This is a genomic window from Gemmobacter caeni (genome assembly GCF_003054195.1).
In the GTDB taxonomy this organism is placed as follows: Bacteria; Pseudomonadota; Alphaproteobacteria; order Rhodobacterales; family Rhodobacteraceae; genus Gemmobacter; species Gemmobacter caeni.
In genome coordinates this window covers 1-14,132 of sequence record NZ_QBKP01000003.1, presented here as the reverse complement: position 1 = coordinate 14,132, position 14,132 = coordinate 1, and the positions used below count along the sequence as shown (strand labels likewise).

General features: G+C 66.1%; 17 protein-coding genes and 1 tRNA gene. 9 read left to right on the top strand and 9 right to left on the bottom strand.

Features of this window, described 5'->3' with window-relative positions; all coding sequences use genetic code 11:
• Position 1: 1 nt before the first annotated feature.
• Complete coding sequence (locus C8N34_RS05285; RefSeq protein ID WP_199750643.1) at positions 2–751, bottom strand: class I SAM-dependent methyltransferase; 750 nt, start codon at positions 749–751, stop codon at positions 2–4.
• Positions 742–1,089: a hypothetical protein gene (locus C8N34_RS05280; protein WP_054300793.1), complete on the bottom strand. Its 348-nt coding sequence runs from the start codon at positions 1,087–1,089 to the stop codon at positions 742–744. The genes C8N34_RS05285 and C8N34_RS05280 overlap by 10 nt, the downstream gene beginning before the upstream one ends.
• Before the next feature lie 177 nt (positions 1,090–1,266).
• On the opposite strand from C8N34_RS05280, the gene C8N34_RS05275 reads away from it, so the two are divergent.
• The 7 genes from C8N34_RS05275 (at position 1,267) to C8N34_RS05245 (ending at position 6,691) form a co-directional block, all read left to right on the top strand.
• Positions 1,267–2,208 (top strand): threonine-phosphate decarboxylase, encoded by a 942-nt coding sequence (locus C8N34_RS05275; protein WP_108128112.1) that lies wholly within the window; start codon positions 1,267–1,269, stop codon positions 2,206–2,208.
• Positions 2,205–3,116 carry an adenosylcobinamide-phosphate synthase CbiB gene (cbiB, locus tag C8N34_RS05270; protein ID WP_108128111.1) on the top strand — a complete coding sequence of 304 codons (912 nt, stop codon included), beginning with the start codon at positions 2,205–2,207 and terminating at the stop codon, positions 3,114–3,116. Before C8N34_RS05275 ends, cbiB begins: the two co-directional genes overlap by 4 nt.
• Positions 3,117–3,368: 252 nt before the next feature.
• The gene (locus tag C8N34_RS05265; RefSeq protein WP_054300796.1) at positions 3,369–3,872 is read left to right on the top strand and encodes a type III secretion system chaperone family protein; all 504 of its coding nucleotides are present in this window, start codon (positions 3,369–3,371) and stop codon (positions 3,870–3,872) included.
• An 80-nt stretch (positions 3,873–3,952) separates the two neighbouring features.
• Entirely contained in the window at positions 3,953–4,762 is an 810-nt protein-coding gene (gene proC, locus C8N34_RS05260) for a pyrroline-5-carboxylate reductase (RefSeq protein WP_108128110.1), read from the top strand.
• Entirely contained in the window at positions 4,759–5,094 is a 336-nt protein-coding gene (locus C8N34_RS05255; RefSeq protein WP_054300798.1) for a tRNA-binding protein, read from the top strand. Before proC ends, C8N34_RS05255 begins: the two co-directional genes overlap by 4 nt.
• Entirely contained in the window at positions 5,094–6,041 is a 948-nt protein-coding gene (locus tag C8N34_RS05250) for a 2-hydroxyacid dehydrogenase (protein ID WP_108128109.1), read from the top strand. Before C8N34_RS05255 ends, C8N34_RS05250 begins: the two co-directional genes overlap by 1 nt.
• On the top strand, positions 6,038–6,691 hold the full coding sequence (locus C8N34_RS05245; RefSeq protein WP_108128108.1) for a sulfotransferase family 2 domain-containing protein: 654 nt from the start codon (positions 6,038–6,040) through the stop codon (positions 6,689–6,691). The genes C8N34_RS05250 and C8N34_RS05245 overlap by 4 nt, the downstream gene beginning before the upstream one ends.
• A gap of 64 nt (positions 6,692–6,755) precedes the next feature.
• Here the strand turns inward: C8N34_RS05245 and C8N34_RS05240 are convergent, their stop codons facing one another.
• From C8N34_RS05240 to C8N34_RS05215, 6 genes are all read right to left on the bottom strand, one after another.
• Positions 6,756–8,939: a 3-hydroxyacyl-CoA dehydrogenase NAD-binding domain-containing protein gene (locus C8N34_RS05240; protein ID WP_108128107.1), complete on the bottom strand. Its 2,184-nt coding sequence runs from the start codon at positions 8,937–8,939 to the stop codon at positions 6,756–6,758.
• An 89-nt stretch (positions 8,940–9,028) separates the two neighbouring features.
• Complete coding sequence (locus C8N34_RS05235; RefSeq protein ID WP_108128106.1) at positions 9,029–9,481, bottom strand: cupin domain-containing protein; 453 nt, start codon at positions 9,479–9,481, stop codon at positions 9,029–9,031.
• Entirely contained in the window at positions 9,481–9,951 is a 471-nt protein-coding gene (locus C8N34_RS05230; protein WP_054300802.1) for a cupin domain-containing protein, read from the bottom strand. Before C8N34_RS05230 ends, C8N34_RS05235 begins: the two co-directional genes overlap by 1 nt.
• Positions 9,951–11,162 carry an acetyl-CoA C-acetyltransferase gene (locus C8N34_RS05225; RefSeq protein ID WP_108128105.1) on the bottom strand — a complete coding sequence of 404 codons (1,212 nt, stop codon included), beginning with the start codon at positions 11,160–11,162 and terminating at the stop codon, positions 9,951–9,953. Before C8N34_RS05225 ends, C8N34_RS05230 begins: the two co-directional genes overlap by 1 nt.
• A 137-nt stretch (positions 11,163–11,299) precedes the next feature.
• On the bottom strand, positions 11,300–11,932 hold the full coding sequence (locus tag C8N34_RS05220; protein WP_108128104.1) for a glutathione S-transferase family protein: 633 nt from the start codon (positions 11,930–11,932) through the stop codon (positions 11,300–11,302).
• A 155-nt stretch (positions 11,933–12,087) separates the two neighbouring features.
• Positions 12,088–12,171, bottom strand: a tRNA-Tyr gene (locus C8N34_RS05215).
• 120 nt (positions 12,172–12,291) lie between these two features.
• Between C8N34_RS05215 and rlmB the strand changes: the two genes are divergently transcribed.
• Together rlmB and C8N34_RS05205 are read left to right on the top strand one after the other, a co-directional pair.
• Positions 12,292–13,080 carry a 23S rRNA (guanosine(2251)-2'-O)-methyltransferase RlmB gene (gene rlmB, locus C8N34_RS05210; RefSeq protein WP_054300805.1) on the top strand — a complete coding sequence of 263 codons (789 nt, stop codon included), beginning with the start codon at positions 12,292–12,294 and terminating at the stop codon, positions 13,078–13,080.
• A gap of 162 nt (positions 13,081–13,242) precedes the next feature.
• Positions 13,243–13,665: a CoA-binding protein gene (locus C8N34_RS05205; RefSeq protein ID WP_054300806.1), complete on the top strand. Its 423-nt coding sequence runs from the start codon at positions 13,243–13,245 to the stop codon at positions 13,663–13,665.
• Positions 13,666–13,669: 4 nt separating this feature from the next.
• On the opposite strand, the gene C8N34_RS05200 is transcribed toward C8N34_RS05205, so the two are convergent.
• Positions 13,670–14,044, bottom strand: coding sequence for a hypothetical protein (locus C8N34_RS05200; RefSeq protein WP_108128103.1), 375 nt, complete (start codon positions 14,042–14,044; stop codon positions 13,670–13,672).
• Between the last annotated feature and the right edge of the window lie 88 nt (positions 14,045–14,132).

Here is a 14,132-nt window from a genome sequence, read left to right as displayed (position 1 = left end):
CTCAGGCGCGGCGGCCCAGCGGGATGATCTCGGGGGCCGTCGCATGCCAGGGGGTGCCAGCCCAGTCGCCCCACCATTCGTCGACCTCAAGCCCCGCCGCCGCGATCTGCGCGGCGATTTCCGCCTGCGGGGCGAAGGCGATGCGGCATTCGGCCCGCTGCGCCGGTTGCCCCTCGGGCTGGTAGAAGGTCCAGTAAGTAACGATGCCGGTCGCCGCATCGTGGGAAACATCGTTCCACACCCGCACATCGCCTGCCTGCGGATGAGTAAACCGGCTTTCCGATCGTTCGGGCACCCAGTCGCGCCATCCCTCGCACACCGGGTTGCGGCTGTCGAAGAGGAAGCGCCCGCCGGGGCGCAGGTGGCGGGCAATGCCACCCAGCACAGCGGCGCGGTCTTCCGCCGTCAGAAAGACCTGAAAGGCATGGCCGGTCAGGATCACCAGATCGAAGCTTTCTCCCAGATCAAGCTTCCGCGCATCGCCCTGAACCCAATGCACCCTGTCGCCGCCGGGCCTGCTGCGCGCCACCTCCAGCATGGCCTCCGCCGGATCGACCCCGACGACACGCGGCACGCTTTCCGCAATCGCTGCCGCAACCATGCCGGTGCCACAACCCAGATCCAGCACCGAGTCGCAGCCCCGCGCCAGCCGCAGACAGGCCGCACTGTCGGCGGCCCAGCCGTTTTCATGGTCATAGAACCGCGTGAAAGCGGGATCGTGATACAGCGCCTCCGGCCCGGTCAGCGCCACGGCAGATAGCCGGAGGGCGCGTTCTCGTCGCGCGGATAATCCAGCGGCGGCGTTTCGCTGACACGGTTGCTGCGTTTGAAGGTGCAGACAAGACGCCCGTTCTCGACCTGCGCCGCGACGATCAGCCCCTGAAGGATATGACGCGCGCCATCATAGACATCGACCATCCCACGCAGGCGGGGCACTTTGGCCGCATCCAGCACCATTGCCTCTTCACTGAGGCTCAGCACCGGAAAGACCGCCTCGCCCAGTTGCACCCGCAACCGGCTGCGCCGCGCCCTGCGCGACTGTGCAAGGGCAAATCCCTCGCGAAGTTCCTGTGGCAGAAATTCCAGCATGGCGTTCCTCCCGTCGCCGTCCCTTGATCATTACGCTGCCAGAAGTGATTGACAACAAGGCAACAACCGACATTTGCGAAACAATTCCGCCATCGTGGGCTGCAAGACACGGCGCGCACTCGGAATGGTTGCGCTTGGGCGCCAAATCGGCCATCCCTGCGGGCTGGAGGTGCGGGAATGGCAGAAGCTCAGGCAGATCACGGGGGCGGAATCGACGCAGCGGCGCGGCGGTTCGGCGGCGCGCGCGCCGATTGGCTGGACCTGTCGACCGGCATCAACCCCAACCCTTTCCCGCTGCCCGCCCTGCCCTCTGACGCCTGGACCGCGCTGCCTGACCAGACGGCGCTGAACCGGCTGATTGCGGCGGCACGGCAGGTCTGGTCGGTGCCGGACGGAGTTGGGGTTCTGGCCGTCTCCGGTGCCTCGGCCCCCATTGCGCTGGTGCCGCATCTGCGGTCTTCGGGCCGCGTGCATATCCCCGGCCCGACCTACAACGAACATGCCCGCGCCTTCCGTGCGGCCGGGTGGGAGGTGGTCGATACCGGCGCCACCGCGCAGGTTCTGGTGCATCCGAACAATCCCGATGGCCGCTTTCACGCGGCGCCCGGCGCGCTGCCACTGACGGTGATCGACGAAAGCTTCTGCGACATCGCGCCCGACCGCAGCCTGATCCATCTGGCCACCCGCCCCGGCACACTGGTGCTGAAAAGCTTTGGCAAGTTCTGGGGGCTGGCCGGGCTGCGGCTCGGTTTTGTCATCGGCGATCCCGAACTGATCGGCGCGCTTTCGCAGCGGCTCGGGCCATGGCCCGTCTCCGGCCCCGCGCTGGAAATCGGCGCCGCCGCGCTGGAAGATACCGAATGGGCCGAGACCACCCGCCTGCGGCTTTTGCGTGACGCGGCGCGGCTCGACGCCCTGGTGCGCGCGCCGCTGGTGGGTGGCACGCCGCTGTTCCGGCTTTACGAGGTCGATGACGCCGCCCGCTGGCAGGAGGCTCTGGCAGAGCGGCAGATCTGGAGCCGGATTTTCCCCTACTCCCGCCGCTGGCTGCGGCTGGGCCTGCCCCCGGCGACAGGGTGGGACCGTCTCGCCGCCGCATTGCAAGGGCTTCACGCATGAGCGCGGCGCTGCTCGTCCCCGCCATGCTGCTGGACGCCGCGCTGGGCGAGCCGAAAGCGCTGTGGAACCGCTTTCCGCATCCCGCCGTGCTGATGGGCCGCGCGGTCGGGAAGCTGGACCATGCCCTGAACAAGGGCCGGATGCGGCGCGCGCGTGGCATCCTTGCCATGGCCCTGCTGGCCGGGGGCGGCTGGCTGCTGGGCCTGCTGATCTCCTCGCTGCCGGACGCCGGCCTGATCGAAGTGCTGGTCGTCGCGATTCTTCTGGCCCAGCGCAGTCTGGTCGATCACGTCCGCGCGGTCGGGGATGGCCTGCGACAGTCGCTTCCCGAGGGGCGGCGCATGGTGGCGCGGATCGTCGGGCGTGACACCGCCACGATGGATGCCCCTGCCGTGGCGCGTGCCGCTATCGAAAGCGCGGCTGAAAACCTGTCGGATGGCGTCATTGCGCCGCTGTTCTGGTATCTGGTCGCGGGCCTTCCGGGCCTGCTGCTTTACAAGATCACCAATACCGCCGACAGCATGATTGGCCATCGCACCCCACGGCACGAAGCCTTCGGCTGGGCTGCTGCGCGCTTCGACGATCTGCTGAACCTGATCCCCGCACGGCTGACCGCCTTCCTGCTGGCGCTGGCGCATTGGCGGCCCGATGCGACGCGGATCATCCTGCGTGACGCCCCGCTGCACCGTTCCCCCAATGCAGGCTGGCCTGAGGCGGCGATGGCCGTGGTTTTGGGCATCGCCCTCTCGGGTCCGCGCAGCTATCACGGCGAGATGCGCGATTTCCCCTGGGTCCATTCGGAAGGCCGTCGCGACCCCGGCCCGGCGGAAATCGAGGCGGCCTGTGACGCTCTCTGGCGGGCGTGGGCAGCCATGCTGGCCGTTGCGGTGCTGCTGGCGCTGTTCTGACAGGGGCGCGATACGGCCTTCAGGCTTGCAGCCAGGGCCAATGCCAGAGCAGCCCGGCGCGCAGCACCCTTTTCCCCGGAATCGGCATGTTTGCGCAGTTATGCACAGAAGATTTGCCCTGAAAGTTCTTTACAGGCTTCCCCTTTGGCGACACCATATCTAGTAAGGGGCCACAAAGTGTTCCGCAGTTACCTGCCTGAACCACATGAGGTTGTGGGGCGAAGCTAACACAAGCAGTGAATGAGGTCAGGGATGTCGCTCGCAGAAGATTTCTTGGTGCATGATGACCTGCACCCGATCGACATGGCCGAAACGCTTGCAGCAGACCATGCCTGGGAATTCGACCGCCTGACCGACAACCAGATCGCCATGTCGGTTGAAGGGTTGTGGCGTACCTATTCGCTGACGCTTGCCTGGTCGCCGCAGGACGAGGAGTTGCGGCTCATCTGCACCTTCGAGATGGAGCCGCCCGCCCCGCGCCTGCCCGCACTTTACGATGTGCTGAACCGCTGCAACGATCAGGTCTGGGCCGGTGCCTTCACCTTCTGGGCCGAACAGCAACTGATGGTCTGGCGTTATGGCCTGTCGCTGGCAGGCGGCCAATATGCGGGCAGCGAACAGATCGGCCGCATGATCGAAGCGGCCATCACCGCCTGCGAACGCTATTACCCGGCCTTCCAGCTGGTTGTCTGGGGCGAGCGCGACCCGGCCGAGGCCATGGGCGTCGCCATGGCCGAAGCTTACGGCCGCGCCTGAACCACCCCAAACCGGCCATTGCCCCCGCCCGTCCGGCTGCCTAAGCTGCGCCCGAACATGGGCAAGACGCGGGGGATGCGATGCTGGATAGGGTGAAGGACCGGGGGCTTGTACTGCTGGGATGCGGCAAGATGGGCTCCGCCATGCTGGAAGGCTGGCTGGCGCAGGGCGTGCCCCCCGGTTCAGTCCATGTGATCGAGCCCTATCCTTCGGACTGGCTGAAATCCACCGGGGTTCACCTGAACGAACCTCTGCCCGCCGCCCCCGCCATCGTTCTGCTGGCGGTAAAGCCGCAGATGATGGGCGCGGCGCTGCCGCAGGTCGTGGCTCTGGGGGGGGGTGGCACGCTGTTCCTCTCCATCGCTGCAGGCACTACCATCGCCAGTTTTGAGGAAACCTTCGGCGCCGCGACACCGATCATCCGCGCCATGCCCAACACCCCCGCCGCCGTGGGGCGCGGCATCAGCGCGATCACCGGCAACCCGCGCGCAACCGAGGCCGATCTGCAACTGGCCGAGGCGCTGCTCTCCGCCGTGGGTCAGGTTGTGCGGCTGGAAGGTGAGCATCAGATGGATGCCGTTACCGCCGTCTCCGGCTCCGGCCCTGCCTATGTCTTTCACCTGATCGAGGCACTTGCAGCGGCTGGCGAGGCCGAGGGGCTGCCCGCCCCCCTCGCCATGCAGCTTGCCCGCGCCACGGTCTGCGGTGCGGGTGAACTGGCTCAGCAATCGCCGGAAACCGCCAGCCAGCTGCGGATCAACGTCACCTCCCCCGGCGGCACCACGGCCGCCGCGCTGGCGGTGCTGATGGATGCCGAAACCGGCTTCCCGCCCCTGTTGCGGCGCGCAGTGAAGGCAGCGGCGGATCGCGGGCGGGAACTGGGCAAATGACGATCACCTATGACGATTTCACCAGGGTCGACATTCGCGTCGGCGTGATCACCCGCGCGGAACCCTTTCCCGAGGCGCGCAAGCCCGCCATCAAGCTCTGGGTCGATTTCGGGGCGGAGATCGGCGAGAAGCGCTCCTCCGCGCAGATCACCGTGCATTACAAGCCCGAAGAGCTGATCGGCCGTCAGGTGCTGGCGGTGGTGAACTTCCCGCCGCGCCAGATCGGCCCGGTGAAATCCGAGGTGCTGGTGCTGGGCGTCCCCGATGCGGCGGGCGAGGTCGTGCTGATCGGGCCGGGGCATGACGTGCCACTGGGCGGGCGGCTGTTCTGATGCGGCTGCTGATCACCCGCCCGTTGCCCGACAAGGTCATGCAGGCCGCCCGCACCCGGTTCGACGTGACCGCGCGGGAAAGCACCCTGCCGCTGACGCCCGAAGAACTGCGCGCCTCGCTGCATGACTTCGATCTGGTGCTGCCGACACTGGGCGATCTTTACGCGGCGCCCGTCTTTGCCGATGTACCGAAGCCCCGCGCGCGGCTCCTGGCCAATTTCGGCGTGGGCTACAACCATATTGACGTGGCAACTGCCCGCGCCGCTGGCCTCGCGGTGACCAACACCCCCGGCGCCGTCACCGATGCCACCGCCGACATCGCGCTGACGCTGATCCTGATGACCGCCCGCCGCGCCGCCGAAGGTGAACGGCTGGTGCGTTCGGGCCAGTGGCAGGGCTGGCATCCGGTGCAGATGCTGGGCCTGCATGTGACCGGAAAGCGCGTCGGGATCATCGGGATGGGCCGCATTGGCCGCGCCATCGCCCGGCGCTGCCATTTCGGCTTCGGGATGGAGGTGGTGTTCCACAACCGCTCGGTCACCGATCCCGGCCTGCCCGCCCGTCAAGTGCCGCTGGCCGAGGCGATGGCAGCCGATGTCGTGGTGATCGCCGTGCCAGGCGGCCCCGCCACCCGGCATCTGATCGGCGCCGAGGCGCTGGCCGCGATGCTGCCCCATGCCATCCTCGTCAATATCGCGCGCGGCGATGTGGTGGACGAGGCGGCGCTGATCGCGGCGCTGGAACAGAGCCGGATCGCCGGTGCCGGGCTGGATGTCTACGAACGCGAGCCGCTGGTGCCCGAGGCGCTGCGCGTGCTCGATACCGTGACGCTGCTGCCGCATCTGGGTACCGCCGCGCTGGAAGTGCGCGAGGCGATGGGGATGATGGCGCTCGACAACATCATCGCCTTCGCGGAAGGCCGCGCCCTGCCCAACGCCGTCGCATGATCCTGTCGCGCGGGCGCCGCTTCATCTTTATCCATATACCAAAGACCGGCGGCACCGCGCTTGCCCTCGCACTGGAAGCGCGGGCGATGAAAGATGACATCCTGATCGGCGACACGCCCAAGGCCCGCGCCCGAAAAGGCCGCTGGCAGGGGGTGCAAAGTCACGGGCGGCTCTGGAAACACTCGACGCTGGCCGACATCGCAGGTCTTGCGAGCGACGATGAAATCGCCAGTTTCTTCACCTTCACGCTGATCCGAAACCCGTGGGACCGTGCCGTCAGCTATTACCACTGGCTGCGCGGCCAGAGCTTCACCCATTCGGCGGTGAGCCTTGCGCAATGCCTTGATTTCACCGCTTTCATCGCGCATCCGCAAACCCGGGCGGCCTTCCGCGCCAGCCCCGCCCGCAGCTACCTGACCGACCGCTTCGGACAGGAACGCGCCTCGACCTATGTGCGGCTGGAACATCTGACCGAAGACCTTGCCCCGGTCGAAGCACATCTGGGCTTCCGCCTCGGCCCCCTCCCCCAAGCCAACGAAAGCAGCCGCGCCCGGGACTGGCGCGGCTATTTCACCGATGATACCGCCCAGATGATCGCCACCGACAGCGCCGAGGATATCGCCCGCTTCGGCTATTGCTTCGATCCCTGAGCCGCTTTCATCTTGGCAAAAATATCCAGCGGGGGTCCGGGGGCGCGAAGCCCCCGGTGCCACCTCAGGCCGCCTGGGCGGTGGCGCCGGGATAGAAGCTCTGCCCCTTCGCCGCCATGTCCCGCAGCAGTTTCGGCGCTGCAAAGCGCGCGCCGAACCGTTCGGTCAGTCCGTCACAGATTTCGACCGCGCGCGCAGCCCCGAGGATGTCCAGCCAGCCAAACGGGCCGCCCGACCAGGGCGCAAAGCCCCAACCGAGGATCGCCCCCACATCGCCCTCGCGGATGTCGGTCAGCACGCCTTCCTCCAGCGCCCGCACAGCTTCCAGCACCTGCGCCATCAGCAGACGATGCTGCACCTCGGCCAGTTCCGGCTGGGCTTCCGCCATCGGATAGCGCGCTTCCAGCCCGTCCCACAGGCCCAGACGCTCGCCCTTGTCAGAATAGGCGTAGAAGCCCGCATTGGTCTTGCGCCCCATGCGGCCCTGATCAGCCATCCAGAAGATCACCTCGTCCACCGCCCCGTCGGGATAGGCGTCGCCCATCGCCGCCTTCGTCGCCTTGGCAATCTTCACCCCCAGATCAATCGAAGTCTCGTCCACCAGTTGCAGCGGCCCCAGCGGCATGCCGACGAGCTTTGCCGCATTCTCCACCAGCGCCGATTCCACCCCTTCGGCCACCATGCGGATGCCTTCGTTGATATAGGGGATGATGCAGCGGTTGGCGTAGAAGAAGCGCGCGTCATTCACCACGATCGGGGTCTTGCGGATCTGGCGCACGAAATCCAGCGCCTTGGCCACGGCGCGGTCACCCGTCGCCTTGCCGCGGATGATCTCGACGAGCATCATCTTGTCGACGGGCGAGAAGAAATGGATGCCGATGAACTGTTCCGGCCGCTGGCTGGCCTTGGCCAGCGAGGTGATCGGCAGGGTGGAGGTATTGGTGGCAAAGATACAATCGGCACCAACGACGGCCTCGACCTTCGCGGTGACCTCGGCCTTGACCTTCGGATCTTCGAACACGGCCTCGACGATCAGGTCGCAGCCCGCAAGCGCCGCATAATCGGCTGTGGCGGTGATGCGGCCCAGCACTTCGGCCTTTTTCTCGGCGGTGACCTTGCCGCGCTTCATCCCCTTGTCGAGCAGGCTTTCCGAATGGGCGCGGCCCCGCTCCGCCGTCTCTTGCGTCGCATCAATCAGCACGACTTCGATGCCGGCGTTGGCGGAGACATAGGCGATGCCCGCCCCCATCATCCCTGCGCCGATCACGCCGAGCTTCGCCACCTTCTGATCCGGCACCTGCGGGCGGTTAGCGCCTTTCTCCAGTGCCTCCTTGTTGATGAACAGGCTGCGGATCATTGCGGTGGCCGAGGGGTTCATCAGCACAGAGGTGAACTGCCGGGCCTCGATCTTCAGCGCGGTGTCAAAAGGCACCAGCGCACCTTCGTAAACCGCGCTCAGCAGCGCCTTGGCGGCGGGGTAAACCCCTTGGGTCTTGCCGTTCACCATGGCCGAGGCGCCGACGAAGGTCATGAAGCCCTGCGCGCTGTAGGGCGCACCGCCGGGCATCTTGTAGCCCTTGGCATCCCACGGCTTCACCAGATCGGCGTCAGTCGCGTTCAGCACCCAGTCTTTCGCACGGGCTAGTAGTTCCCCGGGTGCCACCACCTCGTCCACGATCCCGGCGGCCTTGGCCTTCTTCGGGTCGCTCAGCTTGCCTTCCAGCAGGAAGGGCGCCGCGACCATGGCACCCATCTTGCGCACCAGCCGCGTTGTGCCACCCGCGCCGGGGAAGATGCCAACCATGATTTCCGGCAGGCCGATCCTGGCCTTCGGATTGTCGGCGGCGAAGATACGGTGGCAGGACAGCGGCAATTCCAGCCCGATGCCCAGCGCCGTGCCCGGCAGCGCCGCCGCGATGGGCTTGCCGCCCTTCAGGGTCTTGGGGTCCATGCCTGCGCGTTCGATCTTGCGCAGGATGCCGTGCATGTTCATCACGCCGTCAAAGATCGCCTGTGCGCCCCCGGCCCGCATGCCGGCGATGACATTCAGATCCATCCCCCCGGCGAAATCCTTCTTGCCGGAGGTGATGACGATCCCCTTCACGCCCGGATCGGCAAGGGCGGCATCGACAAGGGCATTCAGCGTGGCGAAGCCCTCCATCGACATGACGTTCATGCTTTTGCCCGGAACGTCCCAGGTGATGACGGCAACGCCGTCGCTGTCGGTCGTGCTGGTGAAATCGGTCATCGTGTTCCTCCTCTCGGGCCGCAGGATCCGGGGCTTCGCGCCCCCGGCCCCCCCGCGGGATATTTTTGCCAGGGTAAATGGCAGGGGTGTCACCAGGGCGTGCCGTCGCGGTGCAGATAACGGCGGGCGCTGCCCTGTTTGTGGGTGATCAGGTCATGATCGGTGTAGTGGATCACATCGGCCTCCTTGCGGGTGCCGATTACGAGGTAACGCGCGGGCGCGTCGGACCGGTTGTCGAGCCGGTGCCCCACGGGCTGCCCCGCGGGCCAGCAGGCGGCGTCCCCGGCCCGCAGCAGGGTTTCGCTGTCCTCGACCAGCACCACCTCCCCCGCAAGCATCAGGATCATCTCGTCCTCGGCCTCGTGCCAGTGGCGGCGGCCGGAGGTTGAGCCGGGCGGCAGTTCCTCGATGAAGGCGCCGAACTGCGTGAGACCGCCGGGATCGGACAGCAACTGATAGCGATAGGGACCGATGCCGCCGCCCAGAACCGGATGAACGGTGTCGTCTTCGGTCACGAAAGCGGGCAGATCGACCTTTGGCATCAGCGCGGCCCCGTCCAGTCGGTGCCGTCACGGTAGGTGAAGCGCGCCTGACCGCCTTCCATTTCCACCCGCAGGTCGACATCGGAATAGGTGGCAACCTCGCGCGGGGCCTTGGTGCCCACCACGAGGAAGCGCGCCACCACATCGCTGCGGTTGATGAAATGGTGCCCGTCCGGTGTATTTGCCGGGAAGGCCGCGCAATCGCCCGGCCGCATCACGGTTTCGCCCGCGTCCTCGACCAGCACGCATTCGCCTTCCGTCACCATCACGAATTCATCCTCGTTCAGGTGCCAGTGCCGCAACGAGGACAACGCGCCGGGTTCCAGCGTCACAAGATTGACACCGAACTGGGTCAACCCGCCCGCCTGCCCCAGCCGCAGGCTGGAGCGGCCCTGCATCATGGACGCATAGGGCTCGGGGTAGATCGAGCCGGTTTTGAGGGGCACCTGCGACAGGTCGAGCTTCGGCATCACACCCTCTCGATGATCGTGGCGGCCCCCATGCCGCTGGCGATGCAGAGCGTGGCGAGGCCGGTGGATTTGCCGGTGCGTTCCAGCTCGTCCAGCAGGGTGCCGATGATGATGGCGCCGGTCGCGCCCAGCGGATGCCCCATGGCGATGGAGCCGCCGTTCGGATTCACCTTTGCCGGATCCACATTGAACGCCTGCATGAAGCGCAGCACGACGCTGGCAAACGCCTCGTTCACCTCGAAAAGGTCGATATCCGAGATGGACATGCCGCTGTCCCTCAGGATCTTTTCCGTGACCGGAACCGGGCCGGTGAGCATGATCGTCGGGTCGGTGCCGATCTTCGCGGTGGCACGGATGCGGGCGCGGGGTTTCAGCCCGTGGGCCTTGCCGAAATCGGCATTGCCGATCAGCACCGCGGCGGAACCATCGACGATGCCCGAGGAATTGCCCGCGTGGTGGATATGGGTAATCCGCTCCAGATGCGGGTATTTCATCAGGGCGATCTTGTCGAAACCCGGCATGACCTCGCCCATATCCCTGAAGCTGGCCTTCAGTGCGCCCAGCGTCTGCATGTCGGTGCCGGGGCGCATGTATTCGTCATGGTCGAGGATGGTCAGGCCATTGCGGTCGGTCACCGGCACGATGGAGCGCGCAAAGCGCTTGTCCGCCCAGGCCGCAGCGGCGCGGCGCTGACTTTCCACCGCCAGCGCATCGGCCTGATCGCGGGTGAAGCCGTATTCGGTGGCGATGATGTCGGCCGAAATGCCCTGCGGCACGAAATAGGTCTTCATGGCAAGCGAGGGGTCCACCGCGATCGCGGCGCCGTCACTGCCCATGGCGACACGGCCCATCATCTCCACCCCGCCCGCGATGTAGGCGGCACCTGCACCGCCCTTCACCTGATTGGCGGCGAGGTTCACCGCCTCCATTCCGCTGGCACAAAAACGGTTGATGGCAAGGCCGGGGATCGACTCGTCGAGGTCCGAGGCCAGCACGGCAGATCGCGCAAGGCAGCCGCCCTGTTCACCCACCTGGGTGACATTGCCCCAGATGACATCCTCGACGGCATGGCCCTCCAGCCCGTTGCGGTTGCGGATCGCGTTCAGCATCTGGGCCGACAGCGCGACCGATGTCACCTCGTGCAGCGCGCCGTCCGGGCGCCCCTTGCCGCGCGGGCTGCGGATCGCGTCATAGATGAAAGCCTCGGTCATGATCTCCTCCAGTATCTGACGGGCGTCCGGGCAAAGACTTGCCCCGACGCTGCTTTAGGGAAACCCTAGCAGGGCCTTCCCCATCATGTGTAAATGCCGTCACGTCGCGAAAAGATTGACGTGCATATCACGTCGCGTCACTTTGCAGCGCGGTCCGACGGATGGCCAGGCATCAGGTCATAGGGATGCTTCCAGCCCGGCAGCGCGGCGATATTGTCCAGCCAGCGGTCGATATTGGGCCGCGCCTTGCGGTCAAAGCCGAAAGGCTCGGGGTAATAGAGGTAACCGCAGCAGGCGAAATCGGCGATGGAAGGCGCATCGCCCACCATCCAGTCGCGCCCGGCCAGATGCCGGTCGAGCGTGCCCAGCGCGGTCTGCACCCGCATGGACAGCCAGTCGATTGCCGCCCCAGGCCGCTTTTCCGCAGGCACGAAGTTCATCAGAAACCGCAACCCGCCCTGCTGGCCCGAGCCCTTCTGGGCGTCCCAGAACAGCCAGCGCAGCACCTCGTTGCGGTCGCCGCCCAGAAATTTCCCTGTCCGCTCTGCCACATGCAGCTGGATGACGCAGGATTGCGTGAGGGTCAGATCGCCCTCCACCAGCACCGGCGCCTCGCCCATTTCATTCAGCGCCAGAAATTCCGGCGTGCGTGAGGCGCCGTTAAAGAAATCGACATAGACGGGCTGCCAGTCATAGCCCGAAAGCTGCATCGTCAGCGCCGCCTTATAGGCATTGCCGCTTTCGCCAAAGCAGTAAAGTTGCGCGGTCATCCTGATCCTCCTGCCTGATTCCATGAGGGAATCGCCCCGCTGCGGGGCGCGCAGGGCCAGTTAAGCAGGCAGAGAGCAGGGAGGCGAGGAGTCAATCCGCACGAAACCGCGACGCGCGCCGACGGCGCCTGAAGGATTAGAGATTTTCAGGAAGATGGTGGGCGACCCTGGAATCGAACCAGGCACGAGTCGCCTCGGCGGAGTTACAGTCCGCTGCCGCACCTTGCAGCACGTCGCCCACTGGCGGCGGATGTATCCAAGGGGGCGGGGGGCGTCAAGAGCGAATTCGCGGGTTTTTCACTTGCGCCCCCGCGCGGCCCCTGCGCATTCTGCCCGCCTGAAATCGAGGGACACGAAAGATGAGCGGCGGAGCGAAGAAACCGGCCTGGGTAATCGACAAGGAACGCGCGAAACGCGCGGCGGCCAGCGAAACCGTCTGGCTGTTCGGCCTGCACGCGGTGCGCGACGCGCTGCTCAATCCCCGGCGCGAGAAACTGCGGCTGGTGCTGACGAAGAACGCCTATGACAAGCTGGCCGATGCGGTGGCAGAGGCCGGGATCGAGCCGGACATCGTCGATCCGCGCAAATTCAGCGTGCCGATCGACGAAGGCTCGGTCCATCAGGGCGCCGCGCTGGAGGTGAAGCCGCTGAATTGGGGCAAGCTGGCGGATGTGGCGATTTCGGGTGAAGGGGCGCCGCTGGTCGTGCTGCTGGACCGGGTGACCGACCCGCATAACGTGGGGGCGGTGCTGCGTTCGGCCGAGGTGTTCGGCGCGCGGGCGGTGATCGCGCCGCGCCACCATTCGGCGCCGGAAACCGGCGCACTGGCCAAGACTGCCAGCGGGGCGCTGGAACGTCAGCCCTATCTGCGCGTGACCAATCTGTCGGATGCGATGGTGGAACTCCGCGATATGGGCTTCGTGCTTCTGGGGCTGGATGGTGAGTCGGAAACCCCGATTGATCAGGCGGTGGCCGAGGCAGGCAGCCGCCCCATCGCGCTGGTCATGGGGGCCGAAGGGCCGGGCCTGCGCGAGAAGACCCGCGAGACCTGCGACCGGCTCGTGCGCATCCCCTATGCCGGAGGGTTCGGGTCACTGAACGTCTCCAACGCCGCCGCTGTCGCGCTTTATGCCGTCAACCGCCGTTGATTTTCACGCTTTTGCGACTGGCCCTTTAATGGTTCGGCAACCCACCCATATCACTCTCACAAGGAGCGGGTCAGGAACTCCCGTCCCTTCCCTTACTGTCCCTCGTTCCACACCTGGCGCCCGGGCCCTCTGTCCCGGGCGCTTTTTTGTCTGAGGCCCGCCATGACCGAACCCACCGATGCCGATATTCGCGAAATCCTGACTGAAACGAAGGTGATTGCGCTGGTGGGCTGGTCGCCCAAACCCGACCGGCCGAGCCACGGCGTCGCGCGCTTTCTGAAAGACCGGGGCTATCGGGTGATCCCCGTCAACCCGGGCCATGCCGGAGAACAGGCGCTGGGGGAAACCGTGCGCGCCTCGCTGTCGGAAATCGACATCCCGGTGGACATGGTCGACATCTTTCGCCGGGCGGAGGATGTGCCCCCCGTGGTGGCCGAGGCGCTGGCGCATCTGCCGGGCCTTAAAACCGTGTGGATGCAACTGGGTATCCGCAATGATCCGGCGGCCGAAACTGCCCGCGCCGCCGGGGTGAAGGTGGTGCAGGACCGCTGCCCCGCCATCGAAATCCCGCGCCTCGGTCTGTGACGGCTCAGTTCAGCGCGAGGCACTCGCCGCCGCGATGGCAGGTCAGCAGGCGATGCAGATCGTCCTTTGACGGCTGTGCGATCAGCAAGTCGCCGCAGAGCGTTTCAAACAGCACCAGCCGGTCATCTTTCTTCTGCACGAAGATCAACTGTTCGCCCCGGGGCACATAACTGGCATCGCAGGTGGGCTCGGCCGTCAGGCAATGGCGCACCAGCGTGATCTGGCCGGTGAACGCAGTGCCGAAGCCGCTGGCCCCCAGTTGTTTGCCGGTAAAATTCAGCACCGGGCCGGTCTTGCCCTGCCTCACCGGCGCCTGATCGAACTGGCCCAGCAAGACGACATAGTCCTCCTTCGCCTTGCGCGCGGTTTCATCCCACATTTCCCAAGTAAGGCGCTGATTTCGCTGTCCTGACCATTATATTTCCTATATAAAACATGGTGTTGAAGGCTGCGAGGGGCGCGTTTCA

What these genes read in the sequence shown, in the direction of transcription:
- rlmB (WP_054300805.1), top strand. Translation starts at nt 12,292, where the DNA reads ATGAGCGGCGGAGCGAAGAAACCGGCCTGGGTAATCGACAAGGAACGC.
- C8N34_RS05205 (WP_054300806.1), top strand. Translation starts at nt 13,243, where the DNA reads ATGACCGAACCCACCGATGCCGATATTCGCGAAATCCTGACTGAAACG.
- C8N34_RS05200 (WP_108128103.1), bottom strand. Translation starts at nt 14,044, where the DNA reads ATGTGGGATGAAACCGCGCGCAAGGCGAAGGAGGACTATGTCGTCTTG.
- C8N34_RS05220 (WP_108128104.1), bottom strand. Translation starts at nt 11,932, where the DNA reads ATGACCGCGCAACTTTACTGCTTTGGCGAAAGCGGCAATGCCTATAAG.
- C8N34_RS05230 (WP_054300802.1), bottom strand. Translation starts at nt 9,951, where the DNA reads ATGCCGAAGCTCGACCTGTCGCAGGTGCCCCTCAAAACCGGCTCGATC.
- C8N34_RS05265 (WP_054300796.1), top strand. Translation starts at nt 3,369, where the DNA reads ATGTCGCTCGCAGAAGATTTCTTGGTGCATGATGACCTGCACCCGATC.
- C8N34_RS05250 (WP_108128109.1), top strand. Translation starts at nt 5,094, where the DNA reads ATGCGGCTGCTGATCACCCGCCCGTTGCCCGACAAGGTCATGCAGGCC.
- C8N34_RS05245 (WP_108128108.1), top strand. Translation starts at nt 6,038, where the DNA reads ATGATCCTGTCGCGCGGGCGCCGCTTCATCTTTATCCATATACCAAAG.
- C8N34_RS05275 (WP_108128112.1), top strand. Translation starts at nt 1,267, where the DNA reads ATGGCAGAAGCTCAGGCAGATCACGGGGGCGGAATCGACGCAGCGGCG.
- C8N34_RS05280 (WP_054300793.1), bottom strand. Translation starts at nt 1,089, where the DNA reads ATGCTGGAATTTCTGCCACAGGAACTTCGCGAGGGATTTGCCCTTGCA.
- proC (WP_108128110.1), top strand. Translation starts at nt 3,953, where the DNA reads ATGCTGGATAGGGTGAAGGACCGGGGGCTTGTACTGCTGGGATGCGGC.
- C8N34_RS05255 (WP_054300798.1), top strand. Translation starts at nt 4,759, where the DNA reads ATGACGATCACCTATGACGATTTCACCAGGGTCGACATTCGCGTCGGC.
- C8N34_RS05235 (WP_108128106.1), bottom strand. Translation starts at nt 9,481, where the DNA reads ATGCCAAAGGTCGATCTGCCCGCTTTCGTGACCGAAGACGACACCGTT.
- C8N34_RS05240 (WP_108128107.1), bottom strand. Translation starts at nt 8,939, where the DNA reads ATGACCGATTTCACCAGCACGACCGACAGCGACGGCGTTGCCGTCATC.
- cbiB (WP_108128111.1), top strand. Translation starts at nt 2,205, where the DNA reads ATGAGCGCGGCGCTGCTCGTCCCCGCCATGCTGCTGGACGCCGCGCTG.
- C8N34_RS05225 (WP_108128105.1), bottom strand. Translation starts at nt 11,162, where the DNA reads ATGACCGAGGCTTTCATCTATGACGCGATCCGCAGCCCGCGCGGCAAG.